Below are 14,460 nucleotides of genomic sequence, written 5' to 3'. Positions count from 1 at the left end.
CTTGGTGTGGGTGGGGGGGGTAGGGCGGGGGGGTTTTTGCTGACCGCCGGGCGGGGCCTGTTTTTTTATGTGTGTGGTCAGGGCGGTGGCACCGGGGCAACCCGGTGCCACCGCCCTTTTCCGGCCCTTCCGGCTCCTCACACGATTGCCTCCCCCGCACGGGGACGATCTCCGGTGTCAACGCCACTACGATGGCGCGGTGTTGGTGAAGTGGATGCGCTGCGGGGTTGTGGATCAGGCGGGGTTCGACCGGGGGCAGCGCAGGTGGGCGGCGCTCAAGGACCAGCCCGGCTTCCGAGGGCAGGGCGGCGGCTGGAGCCGTGCCCAGCCCGGAATGGCGCATCTCTTCGCCTTCTGGGACAGCCGGCGGTCCTACGACGCCTTCATGGCCGGGCCGCACGACGGGATCGCCGCATCGCAGGGCGACACCTACGAGATGCTCGCGGTGAATCTCTTCGAGCACCGGCTGGACGTCAAGGTCGGCTTCGAACCGACCTTCGCCGACGTCGACGTCCTGCGCGTCGCCCTGTGCAAAGTGCGGCCGGACCGTGTCGACCACTTCACATCGATGCAGCAACGGGTGTGGAATCCCGCCATGGCGGGTTCTCCCGGCATGCTGCGCGGCGTCTTCGGCCAGGGGCCGGGAAACGACTTCCTGGTGCTGTCCATGTGGAATTCGGCGACGGAGCGCGGTAAATACCGCGAGGGAGCGGTGACGCGGCTGTCGGAGCGCGCCGAACTCGACACCGATGTGGTGTCCGTGGCGGGTGACGTGGTGGATGTGGTGCAGGCGTGGACGGTCTGAGAGCGGATGGCTCGGGTGACACGGGTGGTGCCGACCGCGCGCCGGATATAGGCGGCGCTGTCACGGGTGAGGTGGAAGTCGCCGCTGTGACAGCAGTGGCGGCCGACGATACGCACGCCCTTTCCCCGCACCAGGTGCGGCTTTTCGGGGCCGCTTATCGGATGCTCGGATCGGCGTGCGCGGCGGACGAGGCCGTACGGCACGCACTCACCCGTACGGCCGATACCGGCGCGGGCGACGTGCTGCCCGAGCTGGTCCGCGAGGTCTTCGGCGCGATTCGGGCGGTGCCCGAGCAGGCGGCGCGGCACCGGCGCGAGGCGCACGCGGGCTCCTGGCTGCCGGAACCGGTGCTCACAGAGGGTGGCGCACTCGGCGCCCTGGGCGCTCTGGAGGCGGTCGAGAGCCGGGAATCGGTGTCCATGGCGCGGCTGGTCGCGCTGGAACGCCTGTCGTCGGCCGAGCGGGCCGCGTACGTCCTGCGGGAGACCTTCGGCTACGGGTCGGCGGAGACCGCCGTCGTCCTCGGACTGCCCGAAGTGCAGTGCCGCGCCCTGCGGCGCCGTGCACGGCAACGGGTGCGGGAGTCCGCCACCGGCGTTGACCTGCCCTGGCCGCAGCGGCGGCAGCTGGCCGAGGACCTGATGCGGGCCGCCTCGCACGCGAACCAGCAGGCGCTGGCGGAACTGCTTGCCGACGACGTGGTGGCCTGGTCGGACGGCGGCGGTGTCCCCGGGACGGCTCGGCGTCCCGCCCTGGGAGCCGCCAAAGTGGCCCGTTTCCTGGCCGGACTGATCAGCCAGGCACCGGCGGGAACGCGCGGCCGGATCGTCGAGATCAACGGCGACGCGGCGGTGCTGGCGACGACCGGGGATGTCGTGGTGGCCGTCGTGGCACCGGAGTTCGGGCCGCAGGGGCTGGTCGGCATCCGCACGGTGGCCGATCCGGGACGGCTGCTGTTCCTCAACCGGCAGTGGGCGCGGCGGGGGTTGCGGCGCTGACCGGTGCCTGCTCTTTCGCCTGCACGCTCACCTGCTCGTTCGCCGATGTGGCAGCGCCTGTGCTCGCGTCTGGGGTTGTGGTCGTGCGTGCCCCGGCGGCCTCGTCCGCGCTGAGCAGCTTTGCCAGGGCGCTGGTGACCTGTTCCGCCAGGCGCGCGTCCACCGGCGCGTGGTGGCTGATCAGTCGGTACCACATGGCGCCGAAGGCGAAGTCGACCGCGAGGTCCAGCGCCCCGTCCTCCCCGGACAGTTCACCGCGCTGCACCCCGCGGGCCAGGAGCGCGCGGAGCGCCTGCCGCCGGGGCCCGATCACCGTGGACTGGAGCCGCTGTGAGAGGTCCGGGTCATGCTGGGCATCGGCCATCAGTCCGATCAGGGCCTTGCCAGTGAGCTTGCGGGTGAGCACGAAGGTGGCGTCGAGCAGCGTACGGACGTCGCGCAGCGTGTCGCCGCTGTCGGGGTCCAGGTGCTCCGCCTTGCGCAGACCCAGGTCGCGCAGGGCGTCGAGCAGGACGTCCTGCTTGGCGGGCCACCAGCGGTACACGGTCTGGCGGCCAACCCCCGCGCTCTCCGCGATGCCCTTCATGGTCAGGGCCTGGTAGCCGCCGTCCTGGCAGAGCCGCAGGGCCGCGTCGAGCACGGCGCGGCGGGCGGTCTCACTGCGGGGTCTGCCCCGCCCGGGTGTCTCGTCCACGAATCCACTTTACAAGGCATGGTGTCTCGCATACTCTTAACGAGTCAGCATGTCTCGTAAATGGAGCTCGCAATGAACGAACGCGTTGTCGGCGGCCGGGCGGAGCGCCCCGAGGGCAAGGCCGACTCCCGGCGGACGATCCTGATCACCGGTTCCACCGACGGCCTGGGTCGCTGGCTCGCCATACGCCTCGCCACCGGCGGAGCCCGTGTGCTGATCCACGGCCGCGACGCCCGCCGGGCCGAGGAGGTTCGCGACGCCATAAGGGAGGCGGCGGGGGAGGACCGCGCGGAGGTGCTGCTCGCCGATGTCTCCGATCTCGGGCAGGTCGACCGGCTTGCCGGCGAGGTGCTGGCCCGTACCGACCGGCTGGACGTGCTGGTCAACAACGCGGGAATCGGGACCGCCTCGCCGGGCGGAGCGCGGGAGGCGGACGAGTACGGCGTGGAGCGGCGGTTCGCGGTGAACTACCTGGCGGGGTACCGGCTCACGCACCGGCTCCTGCCCTTGCTGACGGCGTCGGCGCCGTCCCGCATCGTCAACGTCGCCTCCGCGGGCCAGCAGGCGATCGACTTCGGCGACCCGATGCTGAGCAAGGACTACGACGGCGGGCGGGCGTACACGCAGAGCAAGCTCGCACAGGTCATGTTCACCTTCGACATGGCCGAGGCGTTGAAAGGCACCGGCGTGACGGTGAACGCGCTGCATCCGGCCACGTACATGGACACCACCATGGTCAGAGAGGGAGGCATAGCGCCGTGGAGCTCGGTGGAGGAGGGCGGGGAGGCGACCTTGCGGCTCATCGAAGGCGCCGATGTCGGCACCGGCCGGTACTTCAACGGCACCCGGGAAGCCAGGGCCGACCGGCAGGCGTACGACGGGGACGCCCGACGTCGGCTGCGGGAACTGTCGGAGGAGCTGACGGCGCGACTGTGAGGCGGATGACCCCCGGATCAGCGCGCCGGAGCGACAGTCGCGCAATAAGCTGATCGTCATGGGACGCCCTCGCCGCATTGTGCTCATCCGGCACGGCGAGTCCCAGGGAAACAGGGACGACACCATTTACGAGCGGGTGCCGGACCACGCCCTGGAACTCACCGCCACCGGCCTTCAACAGGCGACGGAGGCGGGAGCGGGCTTGCGTGAGCTGTTCGGCGACGAGCGGGTCCAGGCATTCGTCTCTCCATACCGCCGCACCTGGCACACCTTCCGGGCACTGGGGCTCGACCCCCGGCTGGCCCGGGCCAAGGAGGAGCCGCGCCTGCGGGAACAGGACTGGGGAAACTGGCAGGACGTCGAGGACATCCAGCGGCAGCGCAAAGCCCGCGACGCCTACGGCCACTTCTTCTACCGCTTCGCGATGGGGGAGAGCGGCGCGGATGTCTACGACCGGGTCGGGGCGTTCCTGGAGACGCTGTACCGCGCCTTCGACAAGGAGGACTTCCCGCCGAACGTGCTGGTGGTCACCCACGGGCTGACGATGCGGTTGTTCTGCATGCGCTGGTTCCACTGGACGGTGGAGGAGTTCGAGGCGCTGTCCAACCCCGACAACGCCGAGACCCGCACACTCCTGCTCGGCCCCTCCGGCGGCTATACCCTGGACCGGCCGTTCGCGAGGTGGCGGACGCCCGGCCCGCCTGGCGGCGGGGAGTGGTGAAGTCGGCCGGTGACTTTGGGCACACGGAGATTGACCGGGATTGAACACGATGTCAGAGTTTCCGACGCCATGACCCCTCACACCACTGAAACCGACCGCGCCGGGCGCGCCGTGGCCAGCCTCCGCGGGCTGGCCGTAGGGGACGCGCTGGGCTCCCAGTTCTTCGTCCCCGCCAACTACCCGGCACTCCAGAACGGCCAATTGCCACCCGGCACATGGGGGTGGACGGATGACACGGAGATGGCCTGCTCGGTGGTCTCCGTGCTGATCAAGCACGGACGCGTCGACCAGGACGCCCTGGCCCACTCCTTCGCCGAGCACCATGACTTCGACCGCGGCTACGGCCCGGCCGTCAACCGGATGCTGCGGCTGATCCGCCAGGAAGAGGGCGACTGGCGGGAACTCGCGGCCGGCCTGTTCAACGGGCAGGGCTCGTGGGGCAATGGGGCCGCGATGCGGGTCGCGCCACTTGGTGCCTGGTACGCGGGTGACGCAGTCCAGGCCACCCACCAGGCGGAGATCTCGGCCTACACGACGCATCAGCACCGGGAGGCGGTCGTCGGGGCCATGGCGGTCGCCGCGGCGGCGGCCCTCGTCGCCGACCCCACGGGACCCGAGGCCCCGTCCGACCTCCTCGGTGCGGTTCTCGACCTCGTACCGCGCAGCGCGGTGCACGCGGGCATCCGACGGGCCAGGGACATGCTCGACTACGCGGACGTCGCCACGGTGGCCGCCGTGCTGGGCTGTGGTCGGCGCACCAGCGCCCATGACACCGTGCCCTTCGCCCTGTGGGCGGCGGCCCGCCATCTCGACGACTACGAGCAGGCGTTCTGGACCACCGCCAGGGCCGGTGGAGATGTGGACACGACCTGCGCGATCGTCGGTGGCATCGTCGCGTCCCGGCCGGGCGGCCAACCGCCGGACGAATGGCGGGAGCGGACCGAAGTCCTCCCGGACTGGGCGTTGTCCGACTGACCGACCGCCGTGGGACGGCGCGAAACAGCGGGGTAGGCTTGGTACTGCCATGCCGTACGAACCACCCACCCACAGCGTCGAACGCTCCCTTCGTGCCACCCTCGGGGCGCGGACCGTGGCGGGTGTGGACGAAGTCGGCCGCGGCGCCTGGGCCGGACCCGTCACCGTGTGCGCCGCTGTCACCGGACTGCGTCGCGCGCCCGAGGGGTTGACCGACTCCAAGCTGATCACCCCCAAGCGCCGGGCCCGGCTGGCCGCCGTCCTCGGCGACTGGGTCACCTCCTACGCCCTCGGGCACGCCTCACCCGAGGAGATCGACGACCTCGGGATGACGGCCGCGCTCCGACTGGCGGCCGTACGCGCGTTGGAGGGACTGCCGGAACGGCCGGACGCGGTGATCCTCGACGGCAAGCACAATTACCTCGGCGGCTCCTGGAAGGTCAGGACCGTGATCAAGGGCGACCAGTCCTGCGTCGCGGTCGCCGCGGCGTCCGTCATCGCCAAAGTGCAGCGGGACACGACGATGGCCGAACTCGGCGCGGATTACACGCCGTTCGCCTTCGCCGACAACGCCGGATATCCGTCTCCTGTTCACCGTGCGGCCCTGGAGGAGTGGGGGCCCACCGCGCAGCACCGGATGTCGTGGTCGTATCTGGACGCGCTGCCCCGCTGGCAGCACCTCAAGAAGGTCCGTCAGCCGGTCGAGTCAGGGGAACAACTCGGTTTCGATTTCTAATCCACACGCCACCCCCCGCTGCGCATCCGTGCGGCATTTGATAGACATCAACTCATGCCTCTCATCCCCGAGGAGCCTCAGATTCACGAGAGCGTCCCGGGTCCCCGTACAGCTCCGGCCACCGGCCGCAGTGCGTCGACCCCCCGTCCTGTCCCCGGTCCGCCGCGGCCCGCAGCACCGCGTCCCGCGCCGCCGAGGGAAGCCGCCGCAGGCGTCGGTCCGGGCCGTCACGGCCCCGCCCGTCCCATCGGTACCCCTGGTCCCGCCGCACCCTCCGGCCCGGTGACCCCGGCCGCGACGGCGGTTCCTCCCACCGTGCCGCAGCAGCGCGCCCAAGAGCCCGCCGTCGCCCAGATCCAAATCATCCCCGCGCCGACCGACGGTGCGCTCGACGCCGCCGACGAGACGGTCGACCTGCTGCTTGACACGGGTCGGGGACCCGGCGAGATCCTGGTCCTCACCACCGGCGAGCAGCACCCGTGGGCGGCGCACGAACTCACCTTCGGCGAAGTGTCCTACTGGGCGCAGCACGACGCGGCCGACGACGTCTTCTACGCAGACATCTCCGCCGAACGCACCACCGGGCGACCGGTCGTGGTCGTCGCCGTCAACGGCGGCAGCGACGACACGCTGCCGAGGGCGCTGGCGGGCGCACTGGCCAGCGCGGGCCTCCTGCTGATCGTCTGCGGCGACCCGGCCAGGGTCAATTCCCTGCTGGGCGCCAGCGCCTGACCGCCAGCGCCTGACCGTCAGCGCGCGGCCGCGCGGCGAAGAGCCTGCGTCGTCCCTCCGGGGATGCCGTGCGCCGCGTCGCCCGGCCGCCGCGACCAGGAAGCGGCGTTCGGTGTGCGGCCGACGCGGTTCTCGCCGATCACATTCCAGCCGTCGATGGTCAGGGTGACGTACGACCCGGAGCGAAGGCCGTGGAGGGTGCAGGCGTCACGCAGCCCCCACATCCACGCCCCGTCCTCCTCGGTCCAGCCGGGACCACCGTCCCGGCAGACCATCAGCACAGCGGTGCGTACGGGCTTGCGCAGTCGCAGATCGTGCGGGATGACGCGGCGCAGGTGCGAGAGCAGCGCATTGCGCCGCTCCCAGCCGTCGACCACCCCGCTGCGGGCGGTGAAGGAGGCGCTGGCCCGGATCCGGCCGTCCGGGTCGTACACCGCGATCACCGCGGTGGACGGGGACGGCAGGTGCCGGGCGTGCAGGTCCTTGATCACGTCACGCGGATTGGCCAGCAAAGGTACGCCGATGCCTGCCCATTCGGCCGGCTCCAGAGTGCGCGACGCGAGGGAAGTTGCGGCGGAGGACGTCTCCGGAACGAAGCCGATGGTCACGGTCCTCCTTTCATGGATGCACCCGTAGACCGGGCGCGGGCGCACGCCGGTCAGATGGCTCGATGAGCCGATAGGGGATCCGACATCAATTCTCGCTCCCGTATTGCCCCGCGGCAACGGGCAATTGAAGCCGCCGACCGGTATGGACCTGTCCGCCGCTTAGATCCTGTCCCGTCCGGCGCCTCGCCACGCACGTTCACCCCTGAACGGCCAGGACCAGCGGGAAGACAGCCGTCGCACCGGCCCGCCGCAGCAGCCTGGCCAGGACCGCCAGCGTCCAGCCCGTGTCGGAGAGATCGTCGACCAGCAGCACGGGACCGGGATTCGCCTGAAGGGCCGCGGCCAACTCCTGCGGTACGACGAAAGCCCCGTGCAGGGCGCGTACCCGCTGTGCGCTGTTACTGCGCGGTACACCGCCCGGGTCTCCCTGATCCGCGTACTCGACCCGGCCGAGCAGGGGCATTCTGCCGACCTCGGCGATACGGGTGCTGAGCGATTCCACCAGCACGCCGTGGCGGCGAGAGGCGACACCGACCACGCCGACCGGGCGTGCGGGTGCGTCCGGCGCGCCGCTGGCCCAACCGCCGGGCCCCTTGGCCCAGTCGGCGAGCACTTGGATCACGGCGTCCACCGCTTCCGGCGAAACCGGCTGGTCGACGGCTCCTTCGGCGAACAGCGGCCGCAGCCGGTTGCCCCACCCGATGTCGGACAGACGGCCCAACGCCCGCCCGGTGGACGCCTGTTCCGTCGCGGGAATGCGCCCCTTGAGCGCGACGCCGATCGCCTCGAGACCGGTCGGCCACATCTTGCGTGCTTCCAGCTCGACTCCGGGGCGCCCGAGCGCCGCGCGTGCCGCGTCCAGTGCGGCGTTCGACACCTCCAGCGGGAAGCGCGCGCCCGCGCAGTTGTCGCAGCGTCCGCAGGGCGCGGCCTGTTCGTCGTCCAACTGGCGGCGCAGGAACTCCATCCGGCACCCGGTGGTGGTCGCGTAGTCCCGCATCGCCTGCTGTTCGGTCTCGCGCTGGCGGGCCACCCACGCGTACCGCTCGGTGTCGTACGCCCACGGCTGCCCGGTCGCGGTCCAGCCGCCGCGCACCCGGTGCACCGCGCCGTCGACGTCCAGCACCTTCAGCATGATCTCCAGGCGGGAGCGGCGCAGATCGACGCGTGTCTCCAGTGCGGGGATGGACACCGGGCGGTCGGAGGCCGCGAGTACTTCCAGGGTGCGGCGCACCTGCTCCTCGGGGGGGAAGGCGAGCGACGCGAAATACCGCCAGATCGACTCGTCCTCACGGCCGGGCAGGAGCAGGACCTCGGCGTGGTCGACGCCGCGTCCGGCGCGGCCCACCTGTTGGTAGTAGGCGATCGGCGAGGAGGGCGATCCGACGTGCACGACGAATCCGAGGTCGGGCTTGTCGAAGCCCATGCCCAGGGCCGAGGTGGCCACGAGTGCCTTGACGCGGTTGGCGAGCAGATCCGCCTCGGCCGCCTGCCGGTCCGCGTTCTCGGTCTTCCCCGAGTAGGAGGCGACGGGGAAGCCTCGCTGCCGCAGGAACGCGGTGATTTCGTCGGCCGCCGCCACGGTGAGGGTGTAGATGATGCCGGAGCCCGGAAGCGTTTCGAGGTGGTCGGCCAGCCAGGCCAGCCGGTGGGCGGCGTCGGGCAGTCGCAGCACGCCGAGCGACAGGCTCTCGCGGTCCAGCGGCCCGCGCAGGATGAGGGCGCCTTCCTGATCGGCCCCGGTGGCGCCGGTGCCGAGCTGCTCCGCGACGTCCGCCGTCACGCGGGCGTTGGCGGTGGCCGTGGTCGCCAGCACGGGGACGCCGGGCGGCAGATCGGCGAGCATCGTCCGCAGCCGTCGGTAGTCCGGGCGGAAATCGTGACCCCAATCCGAGATGCAGTGCGCCTCGTCGACGACGAGCAGGCCGGTGGTGGCGGCGAGCTTGGGCAGCACCTGATCGCGGAAATCCGGGTTGTTGAGGCGTTCCGGGCTGACGAGCAGGACATCCACCTCGCCCGCCGCGACCTCCGCCTCGATCTCGCCCCACTCCTCGGTGTTGGACGAGTTGATCGTGCGGGCCCGGATGCCCGCGCGTGCGGCGGCTTCCACCTGGTTGCGCATGAGGGCCAGCAGTGGCGAGACGATGACCGTCGGGCCGCTGCCCCGCTCGCGCAGCAGCGCCGTGGCCACGAAGTACACGGCCGACTTCCCCCAGCCGGTGCGCTGGACGACCAGCGTTCTGCGGCCGTGCGCGACCAGCGACTCGACGGCGAGCCACTGGTCCTCGCGGAGCCGTGCGGTGCCCGGCTCGGCGCCGACGAGTCGGCTCAGTACGGTGTCGGCCGCGGAACGCAGCGCGGTGGGGGTCTCGGTCATGCCCCCATGCAACCTGATCGCACCGACATCGCGCCAACTCCGCTCCGTGGCCTGTGGATAACTCCACCGAAAGTTATCCACAGGTTTTTGGGGGGTCTGGTGTGATTCGCGCGATTACGGCATCGTCAATCCCATGACACAGAGCAACGAAGTCCAGCACGGAGAGTCATCATCCGAAGCGGCCGACGTCAAAGTCACCTTGCGCGGGCCCGCCGACCTGGCCGACGCATTGCCGTACTTGATGGGTTTTCATCCCAATGACTCCGTCGTGCTCGTCGCACTGCACGGCGAGCACGGCCGCTTCGGCGGCCGACTGCGACTGGGCCTGCCGGAGGACCCGAGTGAGTGGCCGGAGACCGCCGACCAACTCGCCGACTGCCTCGTGAGGAACAGCACCCGGCGCGGTGGGCGACCCGACGCCATCGTGCTGTTCCTGTGCCGGGACCCGCGTGAAGGGGAGCGCGCGTCGGCCGTGATGGAAAGGCTGAGGCCGCTCGCCCAGCGGATCCGGGTGGCCTGCGGGGCGCTGGACGTGCCCGTCGTCGAGGCGTTGTGCGTCTCGGCCGGCCGTTGGTGGTCCTACTGCCGCCCCGCAGAGACCGTCCCGGCGGAGGGAACGGTCCTGGCCCCGCCCGGCCGGTCCACGATGGCGGCAGCCAGCGCCTACGCGGGAATCCCGGCACCCGGTTCGCTGCGGAACATGGAAGTCAGGCTGAAGCCGTCCGAGGCACGGAATCGTGATCACGAGATCGCTCTCGACGCGGCCTGCGCCGAATTGGTGCCCCGCATGCTCGCCGACGGTGATTGCGAGACCGTCCGGCAGCGAACACTCGCCTTGGCCCGTGCGGCACTTGAGAAGTTCCGCTCCGCGCCGCGGATCGACGATCCGGTACGTGCGGACCGTCGGGACGACCGGCTCCTCGCCGACGACGAGGCCGCGGCGGTCATCCTCGGTCTCCAGGACCGCGCGGCACGCGACCGCGCCGCCGAATGGATGGAGCCCGCGCAGGCGGACGCCGCCCTTCGATTGTGGCGGGCGCTCGCCCGGCGCTGCGCGGGACCGTACGCGGACCATGCCGCTGCCCCGCTCGCCCTGGCGGGCTGGGTCGCCTGGTCCTCGGGGGACGAGGCCGAGGCGCGGGTCGCCCTCGGCCTCGCGCTGGACCTCGAGCCCCACTACACCTTCGCGCGGTTGCTCCACCACTCCGTCAACGACGGTCTGGATCCTGAGCTGTTGCGGCGGAGCCTGCGGCAGGAGCGGCGGCAGCGCGTGATCGCCTCGACTACAGCTCGCCGCGGGCCAGTCGGATCAGCCGGTCGAGGACCCGGCCGCTACTCACCCGGAGACCGTCGTGTTCGAACTCGTCGGTGACCCAGGTCCGCAGCCCGCGCACCGCACGCGCGGTGGCCAGCGAGTGGGCGGTGTCGACGTACATGTCGTCGTGGTAGATCGCCGCCGCCACCGGAATCTCATTGGCCGCCAACTGGCGGGTGTCATAGAGGTCCGGCCACTTCTCGCGGCGCGCGACAAGCTCCGCCGTCTCGCGCAGTGGTGCGAGCGCCGGATCGGACGTGAACATCCACGGATGGATGCTCTCTCCCGTGAACAGCACGGGAGCGTCCCCTGCCAGCGCGCGCTCGGCGTCGAACCGCGGGAATTCACCACGGACGGCCTCGGCGGCCCAGCCGGTGCCCTGAGGAGAGACGGACCCCTGTCCGTAGACCGACTCGTGCAGCACCGCGTAAAGGGGATTCGCGGCGAAGGACAGATGCTGCTGGACCTGGGAGAGAAAGGAGTCGGAGAAGACGGGACCGGAGGGACCCGTCACGAAGGCGTACTCCAGCAGGTAGTGCAGGGTGTGCGAACCGGTGCCGGTGCCGAGCATCAGACCGAGGGACTGGAATGCCTCAGGTGTGAGGCGGCCTCCGCCGGGCAGCGACACCGCCTCGTCGCGCAGGCGGCGGACGATGGTGCGCACCGTCTCGACGTCTTCGGGGTAACGGGCGTAGTGCCCGGCGTTCTTTCGCTCGATGCGGGGATAAGCGGCGCGGTAGACGGCCTCGGCGGTCACATCAAGGCCCGGCAGGCCGCCCGTGACGAACACCTCTCGCAGACCTTCGGGCGCCGACGACAGATAGGTGACCGTGCAGAAGCCGCCGAAACTCTGGCCCAGCACGCTCCAGCGCACGTCCTCTCCGAGGAGCTGACGCCTGATGAATTCGCAGTCCCGGACGATCGAGTCGGCCCTGAAGTACGACAGGTAGAGTGCCTGGGCGGCGGCGTCCCCACGGGTGGGCAGCGTCTGGCGGGTGGCGGGCGTGGAGCGCCCGGTGCCGCGCTGGTCGAGCAGCAGCACCCGGAAGTCGTCGAGCGCGCGCGGCAGCCAGCCGTCCCGTCCCAGCGGGCGCGGCGAGCCGAAGCCCGGACCGCCCTGGAGATACAGCAGCCAAGGCAGCGACTCGCGCTCCCGGCCCGCTGCCACGACCTCACGGGCGTAGATCTCGATCCGCTCCCCGTCCGGGGAGGAGTGATCGAGCGGTACGGCGAACGTGTGGTCGGTGATGACGGTGCCTGGCTGGCGGTGGACGGTCATGGAGTCTCTTTTCGGGGGTGGGGGCCGTGCGGGGAGCCGGGGCCCCCGTTCAGGAACGGTAGACGGGCCGTGACCTGTGTGCTCGGCGGGGCGTTCGCCCGGCGTGCAGCACTCTCCCGGAAGACGAATCCCGTACGAGTGGATGGCGGCTCCGGCCGTCGCCCGGGCCGCACGCGCGGCGAGGGCCGGAGCCCGGTGAGCACGCCGCCGGTCGTCGTACCGCGCCGGGCGGCACCCGGCCCGGTACCCGTCCACGACGCCGTCATCTGCGTGGCGGCGCCGGCCCTCGCGGTGTCCGCACAGCACGGGCAGATGCGCGGCGACGGTCTGGACGGCTTCTACCGCGACGGCAGGCGACTGCTGAGCCGCTGCGAGCTGACGGTCGCGGGAGCCGAACCGGTGACCGTGCAGGCCAGGCTGCTCGACGCGGGACGGGCACGTTTCCTGGCGGTCGTCCGGACACCCGGCGACCGTGGCCCCGACCCGGTCGTCACGGTGGAGCGCGTCAGGACCGCCGAGGGCGGTGAGCGGATCACGTTCGCCAACGCGGGGCCGGTACGGGTGGCGCTGCCCGTGGAGATCGCGTTCGGCACGGATCTCGCGACGCTCTCCGCGGTGGCCGCAGGGCATGCCGGGGCGGATCTGACGGCCGGCGTCAGCGGCTCGGGGCTGCGCTGGTCGAGCGGCGGGGGATCGGCGCGGGTCACCGCGACTCCCGCGCCGGACGCGGCGCTGGGCGCGTCGGGACTGCTGAGGTGGGATCTGGAGGTGGCGCCCGGAGCGGCACGGACGATCGGGCTGCGGGTGGAGCCGGCACCGGCGGCCACGACGGCGGGCAGGGCGCGGGCACCGGTCGGCGACGGACCGCCGCCGATGTGCGCCGACGCGCGGCTGGAGGGCGACGACCCCAGGGCCGGTGCTCTGCTGGACGCCTCGCTCGGGGACGCACAGGCCCTGCTGCTCCGCGCCCCGGAACATCCCGCCGACCTCTACGTCGCGGCCGGGGCGCCCTGGCGGATGGGGCTGGCGCCCGCGGACGCGCTGTGGGCGGTGCGGATGCTGCTGCCGTTCGGCACGCGGCTGGCGGCGGGCACGCTCCGCCTGCTCGCCAGGTTGCAGGACCCCGCGACGGGCCGTGTGCCCGGAGTGCCGCGGCACTCCGGACCGCACCTGCCGCCGTTGGACTCGGGAGTGGAGGCGACGCTGCTCTTCGTGACCGTGCTGGCCGAGGCCCGGCGCTGGGGGCTTCCGGCCCGCGAGGTGGAGCCGTTGCTCCCGGCGGCGGAGCGGTGCCTCGGCTGGATGCGGGCGGCGACGACGGATTCCGGCCTGGTCGTGGACCCGTCGGTGGAGGGTCCGGTGCGGGCGGAGGTACAGGCGTACGCGTATCGCGCGGCGGTGCAGGGCGCGGATCTGCTCGACGCCCACGAACGGAGTGGGGCGGACGGCTGGCGGGAGTACGCGGCGGCGCTGCGGGCGGGCTTCCGGCGGGGATTCTGGCTGGAGGATCCGGGCGGTGGGCGGCCCGCGCTGGCGCTGGCCGCCGGGGGAAGACCGGTGCCGGTGCTGTCCTCGTCGCTCGCGCACCTCCTCGACACCGGGCTGCTCGGTGAAGGGGCGCTCGCTCCCGGGTTGTTGGACAAGGGGCAGACGGAACAGCTCGGCAAGCTGTTCGCCGCGCCGGACATGAACTCCGGCTGGGGTCTGCGGACGATGTCGGCGAGGACGCCCGGCTTCAGCCCCTTCGGCCACCGCGGAGGCGCGGTGCGCGTCCATGAGACGGCGCTCGCCGTGTCCGGAGTCGCCGCGGCGGGGCTGGAGAAGGAGGCGTCCGCGCTGGTGGGCGGGGTGCTGGACGCGGCGGCGGAGTTCGGGCTGCGGATGCCGGAGATATACGGGGGCGAGCAGCGTTCTGCGGGCGGTGCGCCGTGCCCGCATCCCATGGCGTGCCGTCCGGCGGCGGCCGCGGCGGCCGGGGCCGTCCATCTGCTGACGGCGCTCGCCGGGGTGCGGCCGGACGCGCCGGGCGGCACGGTGGCGGTCCGGCCGATCAGCGCCGCGCCGCTGGGAGCCGTGCATCTGACGGGGTTGCGGGTCGCGGAGCAGCCGTTCTCCGTTCGGGTCAGCCGTCTGGGGATGGCCATGATCGAGGAGGCGGAGCCGGGACTGCGCCTCGGGACCTGACCATGGGCGGGGACCGAGCGGGGAGGGACGGGAAAACGTATCGATCCGATAGGGATCAGGCTCCCGATCCGGCTGATTATCGTCAGGCAGACGACTATGA

The 14,460-nt window shown here is 71.7% G+C and carries 13 protein-coding genes; 9 read left to right on the top strand and 4 right to left on the bottom strand.

Annotation, left to right across the window (positions count from 1 at the left end; all coding sequences use genetic code 11):
- Positions 1-199: 199 nt before the first annotated feature.
- Complete coding sequence (locus ACFZBB_RS11305) at positions 200-805, top strand: YdbC family protein (protein ID WP_355338236.1); 606 nt, start codon at positions 200-202, stop codon at positions 803-805.
- Positions 806-966: 161 nt separating this feature from the next.
- Positions 967-1,803, top strand: a complete 837-nt coding sequence (locus ACFZBB_RS11300; RefSeq protein ID WP_391120113.1) for a sigma factor-like helix-turn-helix DNA-binding protein — start codon at positions 967-969, stop codon at positions 1,801-1,803.
- Here ACFZBB_RS11300 and ACFZBB_RS11295 read toward each other — a convergent pair.
- On the bottom strand, positions 1,766-2,497 hold the full coding sequence (locus ACFZBB_RS11295; protein WP_391120111.1) for a TetR/AcrR family transcriptional regulator C-terminal ligand-binding domain-containing protein: 732 nt from the start codon (positions 2,495-2,497) through the stop codon (positions 1,766-1,768). The two genes, ACFZBB_RS11300 and ACFZBB_RS11295, sit on opposite strands and share 38 nt — an antisense overlap.
- A gap of 72 nt (positions 2,498-2,569) precedes the next feature.
- Between ACFZBB_RS11295 and ACFZBB_RS11290 the strand changes: the two genes are divergently transcribed.
- The 5 genes from ACFZBB_RS11290 (at position 2,570) to ACFZBB_RS11270 (ending at position 6,597) form a co-directional block, all read left to right on the top strand.
- The gene (locus tag ACFZBB_RS11290; protein WP_391120109.1) at positions 2,570-3,433 is read left to right on the top strand and encodes an SDR family NAD(P)-dependent oxidoreductase; all 864 of its coding nucleotides are present in this window, start codon (positions 2,570-2,572) and stop codon (positions 3,431-3,433) included.
- 58 nt (positions 3,434-3,491) lie between these two features.
- A complete protein-coding gene (locus ACFZBB_RS11285; protein WP_391120107.1) occupies positions 3,492-4,154 on the top strand; it encodes a histidine phosphatase family protein in 663 nt (220 codons plus the stop codon).
- Between the two features lie 69 nt (positions 4,155-4,223).
- Positions 4,224-5,129, top strand: a complete 906-nt coding sequence (locus ACFZBB_RS11280; RefSeq protein WP_391120105.1) for an ADP-ribosylglycohydrolase family protein — start codon at positions 4,224-4,226, stop codon at positions 5,127-5,129.
- Positions 5,130-5,178: 49 nt separating this feature from the next.
- Positions 5,179-5,865 (top strand): ribonuclease HII, encoded by a 687-nt coding sequence (locus ACFZBB_RS11275; RefSeq protein ID WP_391120103.1) that lies wholly within the window; start codon positions 5,179-5,181, stop codon positions 5,863-5,865.
- A gap of 54 nt (positions 5,866-5,919) precedes the next feature.
- A complete protein-coding gene (locus tag ACFZBB_RS11270; RefSeq protein WP_391120101.1) occupies positions 5,920-6,597 on the top strand; it encodes a hypothetical protein in 678 nt (225 codons plus the stop codon).
- Between the two features lie 17 nt (positions 6,598-6,614).
- Here ACFZBB_RS11270 and ACFZBB_RS11265 read toward each other — a convergent pair whose 3' ends face one another.
- Both ACFZBB_RS11265 and ACFZBB_RS11260 read right to left on the bottom strand, forming a co-directional pair.
- On the bottom strand, positions 6,615-7,205 hold the full coding sequence (locus ACFZBB_RS11265) for a hypothetical protein (protein ID WP_391120099.1): 591 nt from the start codon (positions 7,203-7,205) through the stop codon (positions 6,615-6,617).
- Positions 7,206-7,401: 196 nt separating this feature from the next.
- Complete coding sequence (locus ACFZBB_RS11260; protein ID WP_355338262.1) at positions 7,402-9,582, bottom strand: DEAD/DEAH box helicase; 2,181 nt, start codon at positions 9,580-9,582, stop codon at positions 7,402-7,404.
- Between the two features lie 133 nt (positions 9,583-9,715).
- Between ACFZBB_RS11260 and ACFZBB_RS11255 the strand changes: the two genes are divergently transcribed.
- The gene (locus tag ACFZBB_RS11255; RefSeq protein ID WP_391120096.1) at positions 9,716-10,954 is read left to right on the top strand and encodes a DUF4192 family protein; all 1,239 of its coding nucleotides are present in this window, start codon (positions 9,716-9,718) and stop codon (positions 10,952-10,954) included.
- On the opposite strand, the gene ACFZBB_RS11250 is transcribed toward ACFZBB_RS11255, so the two are convergent.
- The gene (locus ACFZBB_RS11250; RefSeq protein WP_391120094.1) at positions 10,866-12,176 is read right to left on the bottom strand and encodes an alpha/beta fold hydrolase; all 1,311 of its coding nucleotides are present in this window, start codon (positions 12,174-12,176) and stop codon (positions 10,866-10,868) included. The two genes, ACFZBB_RS11255 and ACFZBB_RS11250, sit on opposite strands and share 89 nt — an antisense overlap.
- A 195-nt stretch (positions 12,177-12,371) precedes the next feature.
- Here ACFZBB_RS11250 and ACFZBB_RS11245 point away from each other — a divergent pair, with 195 nt between their 5' ends.
- Positions 12,372-14,360, top strand: a complete 1,989-nt coding sequence (locus ACFZBB_RS11245; protein WP_391120092.1) for a glycogen debranching N-terminal domain-containing protein — start codon at positions 12,372-12,374, stop codon at positions 14,358-14,360.
- Positions 14,361-14,460: the final 100 nt, after the last annotated feature.

The sequence above is a fragment of the Streptomyces sp. NPDC008139 genome (assembly GCF_042957025.1).
Taxonomy (GTDB): Bacteria; Actinomycetota; Actinomycetes; order Streptomycetales; family Streptomycetaceae; genus Actinacidiphila.
This window is presented reverse-complemented; position numbering and strand designations above follow the sequence as displayed.